Annotated in this window: 13 protein-coding genes; 8 read left to right on the forward strand and 5 right to left on the reverse strand. The window is 61.1% G+C overall.

The window, feature by feature from the left end; genetic code table 11:
• The first annotated feature begins 260 nt into the window (after window positions 1–260).
• The 3 genes from HU724_RS03650 (at window position 261) to HU724_RS03660 (ending at window position 7001) form a co-directional block, all read left to right on the forward strand.
• Window positions 261–3536 (forward strand): transglutaminase family protein, encoded by a 3276-nt coding sequence (locus HU724_RS03650; RefSeq protein ID WP_186567368.1) that lies wholly within the window; start codon window positions 261–263, stop codon window positions 3534–3536.
• Window positions 3537–3624: 88 nt separating this feature from the next.
• The gene (locus tag HU724_RS03655; protein WP_186567366.1) at window positions 3625–6111 is read left to right on the forward strand and encodes a circularly permuted type 2 ATP-grasp protein; all 2487 of its coding nucleotides are present in this window, start codon (window positions 3625–3627) and stop codon (window positions 6109–6111) included.
• Window positions 6111–7001 (forward strand): transglutaminase family protein, encoded by an 891-nt coding sequence (locus tag HU724_RS03660; protein ID WP_186567364.1) that lies wholly within the window; start codon window positions 6111–6113, stop codon window positions 6999–7001. The genes HU724_RS03655 and HU724_RS03660 overlap by 1 nt, the downstream gene beginning before the upstream one ends.
• A 208-nt stretch (window positions 7002–7209) precedes the next feature.
• On the opposite strand, the gene HU724_RS03665 is transcribed toward HU724_RS03660, so the two are convergent.
• Window positions 7210–7398 carry a hypothetical protein gene (locus HU724_RS03665; protein WP_016771927.1) on the reverse strand — a complete coding sequence of 63 codons (189 nt, stop codon included), beginning with the start codon at window positions 7396–7398 and terminating at the stop codon, window positions 7210–7212.
• Between the two features lie 68 nt (window positions 7399–7466).
• The gene (locus tag HU724_RS03670) at window positions 7467–8054 is read right to left on the reverse strand and encodes a cytokinin riboside 5'-monophosphate phosphoribohydrolase (RefSeq protein ID WP_186567361.1); all 588 of its coding nucleotides are present in this window, start codon (window positions 8052–8054) and stop codon (window positions 7467–7469) included.
• A gap of 342 nt (window positions 8055–8396) precedes the next feature.
• Here HU724_RS03670 and azu point away from each other — a divergent pair, with 342 nt between their 5' ends.
• Window positions 8397–8840: an azurin gene (gene azu / locus HU724_RS03675; protein WP_122610370.1), complete on the forward strand. Its 444-nt coding sequence runs from the start codon at window positions 8397–8399 to the stop codon at window positions 8838–8840.
• 124 nt (window positions 8841–8964) lie between these two features.
• Here azu and nadE read toward each other — a convergent pair whose 3' ends face one another.
• The 3 genes from nadE to HU724_RS03690 form a co-directional block, all read right to left on the reverse strand.
• A complete protein-coding gene (nadE, locus tag HU724_RS03680) occupies window positions 8965–9792 on the reverse strand; it encodes an NAD(+) synthase (RefSeq protein WP_186567359.1) in 828 nt (275 codons plus the stop codon).
• A 4-nt stretch (window positions 9793–9796) separates the two neighbouring features.
• Window positions 9797–11020 carry a nicotinate phosphoribosyltransferase gene (gene pncB, locus HU724_RS03685; RefSeq protein WP_024011382.1) on the reverse strand — a complete coding sequence of 408 codons (1224 nt, stop codon included), beginning with the start codon at window positions 11018–11020 and terminating at the stop codon, window positions 9797–9799.
• A 213-nt stretch (window positions 11021–11233) separates the two neighbouring features.
• Entirely contained in the window at window positions 11234–12133 is a 900-nt protein-coding gene (locus HU724_RS03690) for a LysR family transcriptional regulator (RefSeq protein WP_122707749.1), read from the reverse strand.
• A 164-nt stretch (window positions 12134–12297) separates the two neighbouring features.
• On the opposite strand from HU724_RS03690, the gene amaB reads away from it, so the two are divergent.
• The 4 genes from amaB to HU724_RS03710 all read left to right on the forward strand — a co-directional run bounded on the left by amaB (window position 12298) and on the right by HU724_RS03710 (window position 17820).
• Window positions 12298–13788 (forward strand): L-piperidine-6-carboxylate dehydrogenase, encoded by a 1491-nt coding sequence (amaB, locus tag HU724_RS03695; protein ID WP_122610372.1) that lies wholly within the window; start codon window positions 12298–12300, stop codon window positions 13786–13788.
• 90 nt (window positions 13789–13878) lie between these two features.
• Entirely contained in the window at window positions 13879–15162 is a 1284-nt protein-coding gene (amaA, locus tag HU724_RS03700) for an L-pipecolate oxidase (protein ID WP_186567357.1), read from the forward strand.
• Window positions 15163–15530: 368 nt separating this feature from the next.
• Entirely contained in the window at window positions 15531–16664 is a 1134-nt protein-coding gene (locus tag HU724_RS03705) for an ABC transporter substrate-binding protein (RefSeq protein WP_186567355.1), read from the forward strand.
• Window positions 16665–16905: 241 nt separating this feature from the next.
• Window positions 16906–17820, forward strand: coding sequence for an ABC transporter permease subunit (locus tag HU724_RS03710; protein WP_016771918.1), 915 nt, complete (start codon window positions 16906–16908; stop codon window positions 17818–17820).

A 17820-nucleotide genomic window follows, 5' to 3' on the forward strand; every position in this document is an offset into this window, starting at 1 on the left:
TGGCCTCTTCGCGAGCAGGCTCGCTCCCACAGAGGAACGCATTGCACATGTGGGAGCGAGCCTGCTCGCGAAAGCATCCGATCAAACACAGCAAGAATCAGCGTCCGCAACATTTGCGTGCAACTGAGCCAAACCATTTCCTCGCATCGCCCGGTTTTGGTGCTGTACTGCCTTGAGCATTTCGCGAAAGCGCGCAAGCCTGTGCATGGCATAAGTCTTGCGCGCTTTCCCATACGCCCAAGGCTCGCAGGAGGCACGCCGTGTCGATTCATGTCGCATTGCATCACGTCACGCATTATCGCTACGACCGCGCTGTCGAACTCGGCCCGCAGATCGTCCGCCTGCGCCCGGCGCCCCACAGCCGCACGCGGATTCTGTCCTATGCGCTGAAAGTCTCGCCCGAGCAGCATTTCATCAACTGGCAGCAAGACCCCCAGGGCAATTACCTGGCACGTCTGGTGTTCCCGGAAAAAACCGCAGAGCTGCGCATCGAAGTCGATCTGGTCGCGGAAATGGCGGTGTTCAATCCGTTCGATTTCTTTCTCGAACCGTACGCCGAGCGAATCCCCTTCAGCTACGCCGCCGATGAACGCAAGGAGCTGGCGCCGTACCTCGAAACCCTGCCGCTGACGCCAACGTTCAAGGCTTACCTGGACAGCATCGACCGCACGCCGCTGCCTGCGGTGGATTTTCTGGTGGCGCTCAACCAGCGCCTCAGCGAAGACATCGGCTACCTGATCCGCATGGAGCCCGGCGTGCAGACTCCGGAGCACACACTGCAACACGCCTCCGGTTCTTGCCGTGATTCGGCATGGTTGCTGGTGCAGCTGTTGCGCAATCTCGGTCTGGCGGCGCGGTTTGTTTCCGGTTACCTGATTCAACTGACCGCCGACGTGAAAAGCCTCGACGGCCCGTCCGGCACCGAAGTCGACTTCACCGACCTGCATGCCTGGTGCGAGGTGTATTTGCCGGGTGCCGGCTGGATCGGCCTCGATGCCACGTCCGGGTTGTTCGCCGGGGAAGGGCATATTCCGTTGGCGTGCAGTCCCGATCCGTCCTCGGCGGCGCCGATCAGTGGTCTGGTCGAACCTTGCGAGACACAGTTCAGCCACGAAATGTCGGTCGAGCGAATCTGGGAAGCGCCACGTGTCACCAAGCCCTACACCGATGAACAGTGGCGGGCGATCCAGGCACTGGGCCGGCAGATCGATGCCGACCTGCTCGAAGGCGATGTGCGCCTGACCATGGGCGGCGAGCCGACCTTCGTCTCCATCGACGACCCGGACGGCGCCGAATGGAACACTGCCGCGCTGGGGCCGGACAAGCGTCGGCTGTCCGCCGAACTGTTTCAACGCATGCGCAAGCAATATGCACCGCAGGGGCTGGTGCATTTCGGTCAGGGCAAGTGGTATCCAGGCGAGCAGTTGCCGCGCTGGTCGCTCAATTGTTACTGGCGCCGCGACGGTCAGGCGATCTGGCACAACGACGCGTTGATCGCCGACGAGCAGCAGGACTATGGCGCCGACGGCGAACTGGCCGGACGCTTTCTCGCCAGCGTCGCCGAGCGCCTGAAGTTGCCTGCACGCTTCGTCTTCCCGGCTTACGAGGATCATCTCTATTACCTCTGGCGTGAGGGCGCGTTGCCCGGCAACGTCAGCGCCGAAGATTCGCGTCTGGAGGAACCGCTGGAGCGCGCGCGGTTGCGCAAGGTCTTCAGTCAGGGCCTGAACAAGGTGATCGGTCAGGTGCTGCCACTGGCGCGCACGGCCAAGGGCGATCAATGGCAGAGCGGGCGATGGTATCTGCGCGATGAGCACTGTCGCTTGGTGCCCGGGGATTCGCCGCTGGGTTATCGCTTGCCGCTGGCGTCGCAGCCGTGGGTGAAAGCGGCGGAATATCCGTTCATCCATCCCAACGATCCGAATCAGGACTTCTCTGAACTGCCGGATGCCGCGCAGCTCGGTGTGCACGGCGAACCTGCTGCGCTGGATGAGCGGGTGCCGAAAATCGATGAGTCCGCTGACTGGCTGACCCGTACCGCATTCTGCGCCGAGGCCCGCGAAGGCCGGCTGTATCTGTTCATGCCGCCGCTGGAGCGGGTCGAGGATTATCTGGAACTGGTCTCGGCCATTGAGGCCACCGCTGAAGAACTGCATTGCCCGGTACTGCTGGAAGGCTATGAACCGCCGAGTGATCCGCGCCTGAGCAATTTCCGTGTCACTCCAGATCCGGGTGTGATCGAGGTCAACGTGCAGCCATCGGCGACCTGGGACGAGTTGGTCGAGCGCACCGAGTTTCTCTATGAACAGGCACGGCAAACCCGGCTGACCACCGAAAAGTTCATGATCGACGGGCGCCACACCGGCACCGGTGGCGGCAACCATTTCGTCCTCGGCGGCGCGACACCGGCGGACTCACCGTTTCTGCGGCGACCGGATCTGTTGCGCAGCCTGATCAGTTACTGGCACAACCATCCTTCGCTGTCGTACCTGTTTTCCGGCCTCTTCATCGGCCCGACGTCCCAGGCGCCACGGGTCGACGAGGCGCGTAATGACGCCTTGTACGAACTGGAAATCGCTTTCGCGCAGATGCCGGAACCGGGCGAGGAATGTGCGCCGTGGCTGGTCGATCGACTGTTGCGCAATCTACTGATCGACGTCACCGGCAATACCCATCGCGCCGAATTCTGCATCGACAAACTGTATTCACCGGACGGCGCCACCGGGCGTCTCGGCTTGCTGGAACTGCGCGCTTTTGAAATGCCGCCCCATGCGCGCATGAGTCTGGCTCAGCAGTTGTTGCTGCGGGCACTGGTCGCGCGGTTCTGGCGCGAGCCTTATGCGCCGGCGAAACTGGCACGCTGGGGCACCGAGCTGCACGATCGCTTTTTGCTGCCGCACTTTATCGAAGAGGATTTCGCCGACGTCATCGTCGAACTCAACAACGCCGGCTATCCGTTGCGTGCGGAGTGGTTCGCGGCGCATCTGGAGTTTCGTTTTCCCAAGGTCGGTGACTACGCCGTCAATGGCATCGAGCTGGAGCTGCGTCAGGCGCTTGAACCCTGGCACGTGCTGGGCGAGGAGGGCTCGGCGGGCGGCACGGTGCGCTACGTCGATTCATCGCTGGAGCGCTTGCAGGTCAAGCTCAACGGCTTGCCGCCACAGCGCTATCTGCTGACTTGCAATGGCGTCGCGGTGCCGTTGCACCCGACCGGACGGGTGGGTGAGTTTGTCGCCGGGGTGCGCTTTCGAGCCTGGCAACCAGTCAACTGTCTGCATCCGACCATACCGGTGCACGCGCCGTTGGTGTTCGACCTGCTCGATACCTGGATGGGGCGTTCGCTGGGGGGTTGCCAGTACCACGTCGCCCATCCCGGTGGGCGCAATTACGAGACCTTGCCGGTCAATGCCAATGAAGCGGAGAGCCGGCGCATGGTGCGGTTTTTCCGCCTCGGACACACGCCGGGGAAACTTCCCGTACCCAAGGTAGAAATCAATGACGAGCTACCGCTGACCATCGACCTGCGCCGTTACTAGAGCCTACGCAACACGCGGATTTTTCGTATATCCGCGTGTCATGTGCCTGCGTTAGTCTGACCGTTTCCTGCTGTCTGCCGAGTTTTCCATGCCTGACCTGTTAGACCGCTACCCGCTGACTGCGGGCACCTATCACGAACTGCTCGACGGCAGCGGCGCAGTGCGTGCGCATTGGCAGCGCCTGTTCGATCAGTTGCAGCGCAGCAGCCCGGCGCAACTGGTGCAGCGTCAGGCCTTGCTGGCGCGGCAGATTCAGGAAAACGGCGTCACATATAACGTCTATGCCGATCCCAAGGGCGCTGATCGGCCGTGGGAGCTTGATCTGCTGCCCCATGTCATTGCGGCAGATGAGTGGCAGCAATTGTCCGCCGGCATCGCTCAGCGTGCGCGCTTGCTCAATGCAGTGCTGGCGGATCTGTACGGTCCGCAACGGTTGATCAGTGAAGGCCTGCTGCCGGCAGAGCTGGTGTTCGGGCACAACAATTTTCTTTGGCCCTGTCAGGGCATTGCCCCGCCCGAGTCAGCTTTTTTGCACTTGTATGCCGTGGATCTGGCGCGCACGCCGGATGGTCGCTGGTGGGTCACTGCCGATCGCACGCAGGCGCCGTCCGGGGCCGGCTATGCGCTGGAAAACCGCACCATCGTCTCCCGCGCCTTTCCCGATATGTACCGGGATCTTAAGGTCCAGCATCTGGCCGGTTTCTTCCGCACCTTGCAGGAAACTTTGGCCCGTCAGGCACCGGAGGGCGATGACGCACCGCTGGTGGTGCTGCTGACACCGGGGCGGTTCAATGAAAGTTATTTCGAACATCTGTATCTGGCGCGCCAGCTCGGCTATCCGCTGGTCGAGGGTGGCGATCTGACGGTGCGCAATGCCACCGTTTACCTGAAAACCCTCAGTGGCCTGCGCCGGGTGCACGCGATCATGCGCCGCCTCGACGATGATTTCTGCGACCCGCTGGAACTGCGTACCGACTCGGCGCTTGGCGTCCCCGGTCTGCTTGAGGCGGTGCGTCAGGGGCGGGTGCTGGTGGCCAATGCGCTAGGCAGCGGGGTGCTGGAATCGCCGGGGCTGCTGGGGTTTTTGCCGAAGATCAACCAGTTCCTGTTCGGCGAAGAACTGATCCTGCCGTCGATCGCCACCTGGTGGTGCGGTGAAGCGCCGGTGCTGGCACAAGCGCTGGAAAAGCTTCCGGAGCTGTTGATCAAACCGGCGTTCCCGTCGCAGAGCTTCGCCCCGGTGTTCGGCCGTGATTTGAGTGACAGCCAGCGCCTGGAACTGGCGCAGCGTATGCAGGCACGGCCTTATGCCTACGTCGCGCAAGAACTCGCACAACTGTCGCAGGCTCCGGTCTGGCAAGCCGAAGACGGTCATCTGCAACCCCGCGCGATCGGCATGCGCATGTATGCGGTGGCCAGCCACGACGGCTATCGCGTGTTGCCGGGTGGTCTGACCCGAGTGGCGGCCGACGCCGATGCCGAGGTGGTGTCGATGCAGCGCGGCGGGGCGAGCAAGGACACCTGGGTGCTCAGCGATCGTGCGCCGAGTGGCGAGCAATGGAAGGCGCAGCGCAGTGTCGGCGTGCACGATCTGGTGCGGCGCGATCCTTACCTGCCATCGCGGGTAGTGGAAAATCTGTTCTGGTTCGGCCGCTACTGCGAGCGCTGCGACGACAGCGCGCGGCTGCTGCGCATCATGCTCACGCGTTACGTCGATGGCGATGATCCGCAGGCGCTGCAAGCAGCGGTCGATCTCGGCGAGCGGCTGGCGCTGTTGCCGGATGAGGGCGAACTGCCGGAGCGCCTGCTCGCTGCGCTGCTGGGCGAGGACTGGTCGTTCAGCCTGCGCTCCAACCTGCAACGCCTGCAATGGGCCGCCTCGCAAGTGCGCGGCAAGCTGTCCCGGGAAAACTGGCAGGCGCTGGTCGAATTGCAGCGCGAGGCGCTGGAGCTGGAAGTCGATGAACCGGACTTCGGCGAACTGCTGGATTTCCTCAACCGTCTGGTGATGTCGCTGGCAGCGCTGTCGGGGTTTGCGCTGGATGACATGACCCGCGACGAAGGCTGGCGTTTTCTGATGATTGGCCGGCGCATCGAACGCCTGCAATTTCTCAGCAGCAGCCTCGCCGCATTTCTGCGCGGTGCGGGTGCTTTCGATCAGGCCGGGCTTGAGTGGTTGCTGGAGTTGGGTAACAGCAGCATCACCTATCGGTCGCGCTATCTGGCGGTAGCGCAATTGATTCCGGTGCTTGATTTGCTGTTGCTGGATGAGCAGAACCCCCACGCGGTGCTGTTTCAGCTGAAACTGGTCACCCGCACGCTGAAACGCCTGAACGACGATTTCGCCGCGCCTCGGGAAACCGCGCTGCCGCAACTGGTCGAGCGCCTGTCGCGGTTTGATCTCGGTTGCCTGGAGAATCCGCTGTTCGGCAAATCCAGCGTACGTGCCGCGCTGGATGGTCTGGCCGATCTGTTGCAGGAAATCGCCGAAGCCAGCGGCCAGGTATCGGATCGTCTGGCGCTGCGCCATTTCGCCCATGTCGATGATGTTAGTCAGCGTACGGTGTCCGTGTGATGAGCGCTCAGTACCAGATCTTTCACGACACCTGTTATCACTACGACAGCCCGGTCTCCCTCGCGCAGCAACTGGCGCACTTGTGGCCGCGCAAATGCAGCTGGCAGCGCAGCACCGAGCAGCAGTTGTTGATCAGTCCCGAGCCGACCATGCGCCGTGACGAACTGGACGTGTTTGGCAATCCGTTGACGCGTCTGGCATTTGAACGGCCCCATGACCAATTGCAGGTCAACGCCCGGCTGACGGTGGAGGTGCTGGCGCGGCCGGCGCTGGATTTCAACCAGTCGCCAGCGTGGGAGCAGACCCGCGATGCGCTGACCTACAGCAGTCAGCCGTTGTCCGCCGACTTGCTCGAAGCCTGTCGCTACCGGTTCCAGTCACCTTATGTGCATTTGAAGCGCAGCTTCGTCGAGTTCTCGCAAAGCTGTTTTCCGCCAGGGCGACCGTTGCTGCTCGGGGTGCAGGCGCTGATGCAGAAGATCTTCAGCGAATTCACCTTCGATGCCGAAGCCACCCAGGTGGCGACGCCGCTGGTGGAAGTGCTGGAGCGTCGACGCGGCGTGTGTCAGGACTTCGCTCATCTGATGCTGGCCTGTGTGCGCTCGCGCGGTCTGGCGGCGCGTTATGTCAGCGGCTACCTGCTGACCCAGCCGCCGCCGGGGCAGACACGCCTGATCGGCGCCGACGCCTCGCATGCGTGGGTATCGGTGTTCTGTCCGGTATCGGGCTGGGTGGATTTCGATCCGACCAACAATGTGCAGCCGGCGCTGGAGCACATCACGCTGGCGTGGGGAAGGGATTTCTCCGATGTTTCGCCGCTGCGTGGGGTGATTCTCGGTGGGGGTAATCACGACCCGGAGGTGCGGGTTACGGTGATGCCGCAGAATTGATGAGTTTTCAAATGTGGGAGCGAGCCTGCTCGCGAAAGCGTCAGGTCAGCCAATAGATTTGTAACAGATACACCGCTTTCGCGAGCAGGCTCGCTCCCACAGGGATTTTGGTGTGTCAGGGAAAGCAGGGCTGTGAGGGCCGGCAGCAGAACTGCCAGCCCCGTCACAAATCCGCAGGGTCTGATTCGATCATCAAACCCGGTGGGGCTCAGGCGTCGGGCGTCTGATCTTTCGGTGCATCGGATGCATCAACATCATCATCGGTCGCCACTTCACCGTCAGGGTTCAGTGCCGCTTCTTCAGCGGTTTGCTTCTTGCGCTGAAGCTTTTCCTCTTTCTTCTGTTCCTTTGCCAGGTCTCGTTGACGTTTGGCGAAGGAGTAATTGGGTTTGGCCATGGGCGATCCTCTTGGGTCGAAGGTGAGGTTGAGCGGCGCGTATTCTGCCCTGTATCGGTGTCCGGGGGTTAACCGGGTTTTTGGTCGACCCACTTGGGCGTGACGGTCGGCTGCCACTGATCGAGGGCGTCGAGCAGGGAATCTGGCGATTCGCTCACTTGCAGCATGTCACGGTGTGGCGCGCGAACGAAGCCCTCACCGACGATATGATCGAGAAAAGCCGTGAGCTTGCTGTAGAAACCGTTCACTTCCAGCAGCCCCAGCGGCTTGCCGTGGTAGCCGAGCTGGCCCCAGGTCCAGACTTCGAACAGCTCTTCCAGCGTGCCGAGGCCGCCGGGCAGGGCGATGAATGCATCGCTGAGTTCGGCCATCCGCGCCTTGCGCGCATGCATGCCCTCGACCACTTCCAGGCGCGTCAGGCTCTTGTGGCCGATCTCCTTGTCCATCAGGCTTTGCGGAATGATGCCGATCACTTCGCCGCCAGCCGCCAGCGCGGCATCAGCGACAATGCCCATCAAACCGACGGCACCACCGCCGTAGACCAGCGTCAGATTATGCTCGGCCAATGCCCGGCCGAGGGCCACGGCAGCTTCAGTGTAGGCCGGCACGGTACCGGCATTGGCACCGCAAAACACACAAACGGATTTCAGCGACATGCGTTACTCCTGAGTCGATCAGTCGCACAGGGTAACGGCTGGCACGCTGCGCTCCAAGGACTAGACTTCGCGTTCGGGTGATTCAAAAGAACCGCTGGCGCCACAAGCGTAGGCGGCGAGCAAGCTGCACAACAGACCGTTAAAGAACATGACAGGCACTCCGTTTCAGTAGGTGGGCCGATCATAGGGCTGGCCCCACGAAATGGCCGTTAGATTGTGTCGATGAGTGTCATAGCCTGAAAGTTGTATACAATTTTTGACTCAAGTCATATGAACTTGCGATGATTTCAGGCAGTCTTTCCACCACTAGTGTTTTTGTTAACCCTGCCTTGGAGATTCACCATGTTTTCCAAAGTTGTTGCGGTATCCCTGCTGGCGCTGGCCAGCAGCCAATTGATGGCTGCCGAGTGCAAAACCACCGTTGATTCCACCGATCAGATGACCTTCAACACCAAGGAAATCGTGATCGACAAGAGCTGCAAGACCTTCACCGTCGAACTGACCCACTCCGGCAACCTGCCGAAGAACGTCATGGGCCATAACCTCGTGATCAGCAAAGAAGCTGACATGCAGCCGATCGCTACCGACGGCCTGGCAGCCGGTATCGACAAGAACTACCTGAAAGATGGCGACGCACGCATCATCGCCCACACCAAGATCATCGGCGCCAAGGAAACCGATTCGGTTACCTTCGATGTGGCCAAGGTAGCTGACGGTGGCTACGGCTTCTTCTGCTCGTTCCCTGGCCACATCTCGATGATGAAAGGCACCATCGTCGTCAAGTAATCAGGGCCAATGTGGGAGCGAGCCTGCTCGCGAAGAGGCCATCCGCTTCACCGAAAGACTGATGGCCAAAAAAAAAGCCCGCAGAGGATCACTCCTCAGCGGGCTTTTTCATGCCTTTGAAAAATCAAGGCGCAAACGGCATGACCCGCTTGTGATGAGTCTTGTTGTACGTATCGACGATGATCTTCGCCGCCTCGTCCCGCACCGTTTCCCCGTGCAGAAACGCATCGATCTCGGCATAGGTCACGCCGTGCGCCGCTTCGTCCGGTTTGCCCGGCGACAAGTCTTCCAGGTCAGCAGTCGGCACTTTCTCGACCAGCGTCTCCGGCGCGCCAAAGCTGCGGGCAATCGCACGCACCTGATTTTTTACCAGGCCGCTGAGCGGGGCGAGGTCGCAGGCGCCATCGCCGAATTTGGTGAAGAAACCCATCACCGCTTCCGCCGCGTGGTCGGTGCCAATCACCAGACCGCCCGCCACCCCGGCAATCGTGTACTGCGCGACCATACGCATGCGCGCCTTGGTATTGCCCAGCACGAAATCCACCGACGCCGCCGGTTTGCCTTCGAACGCCGACACCTGAGCTGCCAGCGCCTTGACCGCCGGGCCGATGTTCACGGTGTGGATTTCGTCAGGGGCGATGCAGTCGAGCGAGGCCTTGGCGTCGTGCTCGTCGAACTGGGTTTCGTAGGGCAGGCGCACGGCGATGAATTTGTAGCGGTCGTCGCCGGTTTTTTCGCGCAGTTCACGTATCGCGCGCTGGGCCAGGAGGCCGGCGGTCAGTGAGTCGACGCCGCCGCTGATGCCCAGCACCAGGGTCTTGAGCCCGGAATTGACCAGACAATCCTGAATGAACGTCAGGCGCCGGGCGACTTCGGCCTGCAGGGCCTGATCGTCGGCGAACGGTGGTTGCACCTTGAGCTGCTCAGCAATCTCACGCTGTACGGCTTGCATGAATTCACTCCTTGCTAGATAGACTGGATTCGGCAGGAACCTGAAACACATGTCGCAAATAGGCGACGAAATTCGGGTCTTTGCAGTGGGTCTTGCCAGGCTCGTCGGAGATCTTCGCCACCGGCTGGCCGTTGCAGGCGGTCATTTTAAGCACGATGCTCATCGGTTCGACACCCGGGATGTCACAGGTGAGGTTGGTACCGATGCCGAAGCTCACATTGATGCGACCGTGCAGCGCGCGGAAAATCTCCAACGATTTCGGCAGGGTCAGACTATCGGAGAACACCAGGGTCTTGCTCATCGGGTCGATGCCGAGCTTGTGGTAGTGCGCGATACACTTTTCCCCCCACGCCACCGGGTCCCCGGAGTCATGGCGCAGACCGTCGAAGAGCTTGGCGAAGAACAGATCGAAATCGCCAAGAAACGCATCGGTGGTGATGCAGTCGGTGAGGGCGATACCGAGCAGACCGCGGTATTCGCGAACCCAGCAGTCGAGCGCGGCGATCTGGCTGTCGATCAGGCGCGGGCCGAGTTGCTGATGGGCCATGATCCACTCGTGAGCCATGGTGCCCAGCGGTTTCATGTCCAGTTCGCGGGACAGATGCACGTTGCTGGTACCGACGAAACGCCCGGGGAAATCGTGCTTGAGCACGTTGACCACTTCGGCCTGCACGCCAAAGGAAAAGCGCCGGCGCGTGCCGAAATCGGCAACCTGCAGTTGCGACAGCTCATCGGCCGAAGCATTGGCGGTCAGCCAGTCGAACTTGCGATACAGCTGTTCGCGTGCCTGCTCCAACGAGGTTTCCCGGTAGCGATAGCGATTGCGCACTTCGCTGACGATCGCCAGCAGCGGTACCTCGTAGAGGATCACATGCAGCCACGGCCCGCGCAGGCGGATGAACAACTCGCCGTTTTCGATGCCGGTGTGCAGGTAGCGCAGGTTGAAGCGAAACAGGCCGAGGAAGCGCAGAAAATCCGGTTTCAGAAAGCTGATGCGCTCGAGAAAACTCAACTGATCAGCACTCAGGCTCAGCTCGGCCAGACGCTCGATCTGATGGCGGATCTCGGCCAGATACGGGCGCAGATCCTCGGCGTTGCGGCAACGGAACTCCCATTCGACTTCGACGTTGGGGTAGTTGTGCAGCACCGCCTGCATCATCGTCAGCTTGTAGAAGTCGGTGTCGAGCAGGTTCTGCACGATGCGATCGGCAAACACACTCTCGCTCATAAACGGGTCTCCAGTTGCGCCGCGCCTGGCGCGGTCTATATCGATGGCGCTAGTGGCGCATATCGGCGGTGGGGATTGCCAGCATTTTTTCAGAGCGCCGCAGATCCACTGTGGGAGCGAGCCTGCTCGCGAATGCGGTGTGTCAGTTAAGATGATGTGGCTGACCCGACGCTTTCGCGAGCAGGCTCGCTCCCACCGGGATCCCGGTTGACCTCACACCGGGCTATCGATTTGTTCAAGCATCCACTTCACAAAATCCCGCACCTTCGGCACTTCCGCCGCGTGCTCCGGGTAGGCCAGGTAATAGGCATCGCTGCTGGGCATCGCATGCTGCCAGGGTATGACCAGTTTGCCTTCGGCCAATTCCTCTTCCACCAGAAACCGCGGCAGCAGCGCCACGCCACAACCGACCTGGGCGGCGCGGATGCACATATAAAAAGTTTCGAAACGCGGCCCGTGGTAGCTGTGTTCGGTGTGGTAGCCCTGACTGTCGAACCAGTCGTGCCAGGCCTGCGGTCGCGAGGCATTTTGCAGCAGCACCAGATCAGTGAGTTGCGTCGGGTCAGTGAATGGCGCGTCCGGCAGGCTGCCCGGGGCGCAGACCGGTACCAGTTGTTCGCCGAACAATTTCAGGCATTCGGTGCCCGGACGCGAAGCCTGGCCGAAATAGAAAGCCAGATCGCTGCGCCCCTGCAACAGATCGTCGGCCTCCTGCTCGTTGCATAGATCCAGATGAATCGACGGATGGCGCAGGCGCCAGCCTTTCAGGCGCGGCACCAGCCAACGGGCGCCGAAGGTTGACGGGGTGGAGACACGCAAGACTTCGGTTTCGCCGCCGTAGGAACGCAGGTAATGCGTCGACATCTCCACTTGGCTGAGGATTTTTCTGACCTCGACCAGATACAAATCCCCGGCCGGCGTCATCTGCAAACGCCGACGCACGCGGCGGAACAGCAAGTGCTGCAACAGTTCTTCAAGCTGTGCAACCTGTTTGCTCACCGCACTCTGGGTCAGGTTCAGCTCTTCGGCGGCGCGGGTAAAACTCAGGTGCCGGGTCACGGCCTCGAAGCATTGAAGCGCGGTGATCGAGGGCAAGTGGCGTTTGTTCAGCATGGCCAGTCCTTTTTCTTGTCTTTCGCCAGGCAGCATGAATAAACGGAATGATATCTGGCGTAAAGGTCGTTTGTTGCATCGCCGCAGTGAGGCTACAACTAAAGGCCTGCCCGGCCATGCGAAGGATGGCCGCACACATTCTGTTTTTGCTTGAGGAGAGACCGATGGTAGCTGCATTGCTTGATCGTCTGGGAGTCAACCCGGCCCTGTACCAGAACGGCAAAGTGCCGGTGCATTCGCCCATCGACGGCAGCGAAATTGCCTCGGTGAACTGGGAAGGCGCTGCCGAAGTCGAGCAGCACATCAGTCGCGCAGATCATGCATTCGAGCACTGGCGCAAGGTGCCGGCGCCGCGTCGCGGTGAGCTGGTGCGCCAGTTCGGCGAAGTGTTGCGCGAGTACAAGGCCGACCTCGGCGAGCTGGTGTCGTGGGAGGCCGGCAAGATTACTCAGGAAGGTCTGGGTGAAGTGCAGGAGATGATCGACATCTGTGACTTCGCCGTCGGCCTGTCGCGCCAGCTGTACGGTCTGACCATCGCCTCCGAGCGCCCGGGCCACCACATGCGCGAAACCTGGCATCCGCTTGGCGTGGTCGGGGTGATCAGCGCGTTCAACTTCCCGGTCGCGGTGTGGGCGTGGAATACCACCCTGGCGCTGGTCTGCGGCAACCCGGTGGTGTGGAAGCCATCAGAGAAAACTCCGCTGACCGCGCTGGCCTGTCAGGCGCTGTTTGATCGCGTAGTGAAGAATTTCAGCGATGCTCCGGCGAGTCTGTGCCAAGTGGTGATCGGCGGTCGTGATGCCGGCGAAGCGCTGGTCGATGATCCGCGTGTTGCGCTGATCAGCGCCACCGGCAGCACGCGCATGGGCCGCGAAGTGGCGCCGAAAGTCGCCGCGCGTTTCGCCCGCAGCATCCTTGAACTGGGCGGCAACAACGCGATGATCCTCGGCCCGAGCGCCGATCTGGACATGGCGGTGCGGGCGATTCTGTTCAGCGCCGTCGGCACCGCCGGGCAACGCTGCACGACTTTGCGCCGTCTGATCGCCCACGAATCGGTCAAGGAAGAAATCGTCACCCGCCTCAAGGCTGCCTATTCGAAAGTACGCATCGGCCATCCGCTGCAAGGCAATCTGGTCGGCCCGCTGATCGACAGGCACAGCTTCGAAAACATGCAGGATGCGCTGGAACAGGCACTGAGCGAAGGCGGCCGGGTGTTCGGTGGCAAGCGTCAACTGGAAGAGCAATTCCCCAACGCCTACTACGTGTCGCCGGCCATCGTGGAAATGCCTGAGCAGAGCGACGTGGTCTGCAGCGAAACCTTCGCGCCGATTCTCTACGTGGTCGGCTACAGCGATTTCGAGGAAGCGCTGCGCCTGAACAACGCCGTGCCGCAAGGCCTGTCATCGTGCATCTTCACCACCGATGTGCGCGAGGCCGAGCGGTTCATGTCGGCGGTCGGCAGCGACTGCGGCATCGCCAACGTCAACATCGGCCCGAGCGGCGCGGAAATCGGCGGCGCCTTTGGTGGCGAGAAAGAAACCGGCGGCGGCCGTGAGTCCGGCTCCGATGCCTGGCGCGCGTACATGCGCCGGCAGACCAACACCGTCAACTACTCGCTGGAATTGCCGCTGGCGCAGGGCATTACATTCGATTAAGCAGCTACAAGCTTCAAGCTACAAGCGTCAAGCAGACCGGCTTGCAGCTTGTAGCTTGTGGCTTGCGGCTGCTCCGACAGGAGCTTGGCAATGCCGTTACGCGAAGAATGTCTGTGGGAAACGCTCACGCCACAACGCCCGGATCACGCCGCGCTCAGTGGCGAGGTCAAGGTCGATGTCTGCGTGATCGGCGCCGGGTTCACCGGGTTGTCAGCGGCGCTGCATCTGCTGGAAAAAGGCAAAAGCGTCTGCGTGCTGGAAGCGCATCGCGCAGGGCACGGTGGCTCCGGGCGCAATGTCGGGCTGGTCAACGCCGGCCTGTGGATTCCTCCGGACGAGATCGAAGCCGGGTTCGGCGAGGCGGTCGGCAGTCAGCTCAACCGCATGCTCGGTGCGGCGCCGGCGCTGGTGTTCAGCCTTGTGGATAAGTACAACATCGATTGCCAGTTGCGCCGCGAAGGCACTTTGCACATGGCGCATAACGCCAAGGGCGAGGCGGATCTGCGCAGTCGCGAGCAGCAGTGGAAGCGCCGTGGCGCGCCGGTCGAACTGCTCACCGGCAAGGCCTGCGAGCAAGCCACCGGCACGCAGAAAATCGCCGCCGCGTTGCTTGATCGCCGCGCCGGCACGCTCAATCCGATGGCCTATGTCACCGGGCTGGCCAATGCCGTGCGCGGGCTCGGCGGGCAGATCTTCGATCATTCGCCGGTGACTCGCCTAGAGCGCATCGGGCAGAAGTGGTCGGTACAGACCGCCCAGGGTTCGGTGCTCGCTGAACAAGTGGTCATCGCCTCCAACGCCTATACCGAAGGCGACTGGACCGAACTCAAGCGCAATTTCTTTCCCGGTTATTACTACCAGGTCGCCTCGGTGCCGCTCAGCGAAGACGCCGCGCAGGAAATTCTTCCCGGCGGGCAGGGCTCGTGGGACACCCGTCAGGTATTGAGCAGCATCCGTCGCGACAAGGACGGGCGCCTGTTGCTCGGCAGCCTCGGCAACGGCAACCAGAAACCGGCGTGGTTTCTCAAGGCCTGGGCTGATCGGGTGCAGCAGCATTACTTCCCCAATCTGAAGCCGGTTGAGTGGGAATGCACCTGGACCGGGCGCATTGCGTTTACCCCTGATCACCTGATGCGCCTGTTCGAACCGGCGCCGGGGCTGGTGGCCGTCACCGGTTATAACGGTCGCGGCGTCACCACTGGCACGGTGGTCGGCAAAGCTTTCGCCGATTACCTGTGCAACGGCAATCCGCAGGCACTGCCTATTCCCTTCGCACCGATGCAGCCCCTGGCCGGTGTGGGTTTGCGCAGTTGCCTGTACGAGGCCGGGTTTTCCCTGTATCACGCGGGCCAGTGCCTGCGCATCGTTATTTGAGTGTTGAAATTTGTTGCCGCAAGCGGCGCTTTTGCATCCAGCGACTAGCCTGTAATGGTGCGGGTTGTAGCAGTCCCGCACCAGCAGTGTGCAGTTCGGTGACGCGGGCTGTTACAGGCTGGTTGCACGTCGTTTGCCGCTGCGGTTGCAATGATGGCGCGTGCGGGTTGCGCCTGAAAAAACAAATGGTTTCACCTTCCGCGGTTTAGACGGTTGCACGCCCAATGAAAATGGGACCGAAACAGTCGAAATAACAACAACGCAGCGACTTTTTGAAGAATAAAAAACCGATGGCACGGGCCTTGCTCTGAGCTTTGAGTGAAGTGAAGTCGCAGTGCCAACTAAAAAAAACCTTGGAGCACCACCTCATGTCCCAGACGTTTTACAAGAAAGGCTTTCTGGCCCTCGCAGTCGCTACTGCGCTGGGTGTTTCTGCGTTTGCTCAAGCTGATATCAAGATCGGTGTAGCGGGTCCTATGACCGGTGCCAACGCGGCATTCGGCGAGCAGTACATGAAGGGTGCACAGGCGGCGGCCGATGCGGTCAACGCGGCGGGTGGCGTCAATGGGGAAAAAATCGTCCTGGTCAAAGGCGATGACGCCTGCGAACCGAAGCAGGCGGTGACGGTCGCCAAGGACCTTACCAATCAGAAAGTCGCCGGCGTGGTCGGGCACTTCTGCTCCTCCTCGACCATTCCAGCGTCGGAAATCTACGACGAAGCCGGGATCATCGCGATCACCCCGGGCTCGACCAACCCGCAAGTTACCGAACGCGGTCTCAGCGCCATGTTCCGTATGTGCGGACGTGACGACCAGCAAGGCATCGTTGCCGGCGACTACATCGTCGATATGCTCAAGGGCAAGAAAGTCGTCGTGCTGCACGACAAGGACACCTACGGCCAAGGCCTGGCGGACGCCACCAAGGCTCAGCTGGAAAAACGCGGCGTCAAGCCTGTGCTGTACGAAGGCCTGACCCGTGGCGAGAAAGACTTCAGCACCATCGTCACCAAGATCCGTGGCGCCGGTGCCGATGTCGTCTACTTCGGCGGCCTGCATCCGGAAGCCGGTCCACTGGTTCGCCAACTGCGTGAACAAGGCCTGAAAGACGTCAAGTTCATGTCCGACGACGGCATCGTGACCGACGAACTGGTGACCACCGCTGGCGGCCCACAATTCACTGACGGCGTGCTGATGACCTTCGGCGCCGACCCGCGCCTGTTGCCTGAAAGCAAGACCGTAGTGGACGCGTTCCGCAAGGCCGGCACCGAGCCTGAAGGCTACACCCTGTACGCCTACGCCTCGGTTCAGACCCTGGCGGCAGCTTTCAATGGCGCGAAGAAAAACGACGGCGAAGCCGCTGCCAAGTGGCTGAAGGCCAACCCGGTGAAAACCGTGATGGGCGAGAAGACCTGGGACTCCAAGGGCGACCTGAAAGTCTCCGACTACGTTGTTTACCAGTGGGACAAGGACGGCAAATACCACCAGCTGGAAAAGCAGAAGTAAGGGCTGAAGCGATCACTCGGCTCACTTGAAACCCTGTGGGAGCGGGCTTGCCCGCGATGGCGTCAGGTCAATCGACACACAAGTTGGCTGATCCACCGCTATCGCTGGCAAGCCAGCTCCCACAGGATTCAGTGGCGATCGGGCTGATCACGCTCCGACATTGCTCCGACGTACATCTGTATTTTTCCTAGAAGAACCGCGCGCCCTTGGCGCGCAGGTTCTCACTGCGTGAGATTGCGTTATGGATGGTATTTTCCTGCAGCAACTGGTCAATGGCCTGACCCTCGGGTCGGTCTATGGCCTGATCGCCATCGGCTACACAATGGTCTACGGCATCATCGGCATGATCAACTTCGCCCACGGCGAGGTTTACATGATTTCCGCTTACCTGGCGGCAATCAGTCTGGCTCTGCTGGCTTACTTCGGTATCGAATCCTTCCCGCTGCTGATGCTCGGCACGCTGATCTTCACCATCGTCGTCACGGCGGTGTATGGCTGGGTCATCGAGCGTGTTGCCTACAAACCCCTGCGTAACTCGACCCGCCTGGCGCCGCTGATCAGCGCCATCGGTATTTCGCTGATTCTGCAGAACTACGCACAGATCGCTCAGGGCGCCAAACAACAGGGCGTGCCTACGCTGCTGACCGGTGCCTGGCGTGTTGAAGTCGGTACCGGCTTCGTACAACTGACCTACACCAAAGTCTTCATCCTGATCGCCGCGTTTGTCGGCATGGGGCTGCTGACCTACGTCATCAAATACACCAAGCTCGGCCGTATGTGCCGTGCGACGCAGCAAGACCGCAAGATGGCCTCGATTTTGGGGATCAACACCGACCGGGTGATTTCCTATGTGTTCATCATCGGTGCAGCCATGGCGGCACTGGCCGGTGTGCTGATCACCATGAACTACGGCACGTTCGACTTCTATGCCGGCTTCATCATCGGCATCAAGGCGTTCACCGCAGCGGTTCTGGGCGGCATCGGTTCACTGCCCGGCGCGATGCTCGGCGGGATCATCCTCGGCATCTCCGAGTCGCTGTTCTCCGGTCTGGTCAACTCCGACTACAAAGACGTGTTCAGTTTCTCGCTGCTCGTCCTCGTACTGGTCTTCCGGCCGCAGGGCCTGTTGGGCCGTCCTCTTGTGTCGAAGGTGTAA

Source organism: Pseudomonas iranensis, from assembly GCF_014268585.2.
Lineage (GTDB): Bacteria > Pseudomonadota > Gammaproteobacteria > Pseudomonadales > Pseudomonadaceae > Aquipseudomonas > Aquipseudomonas iranensis.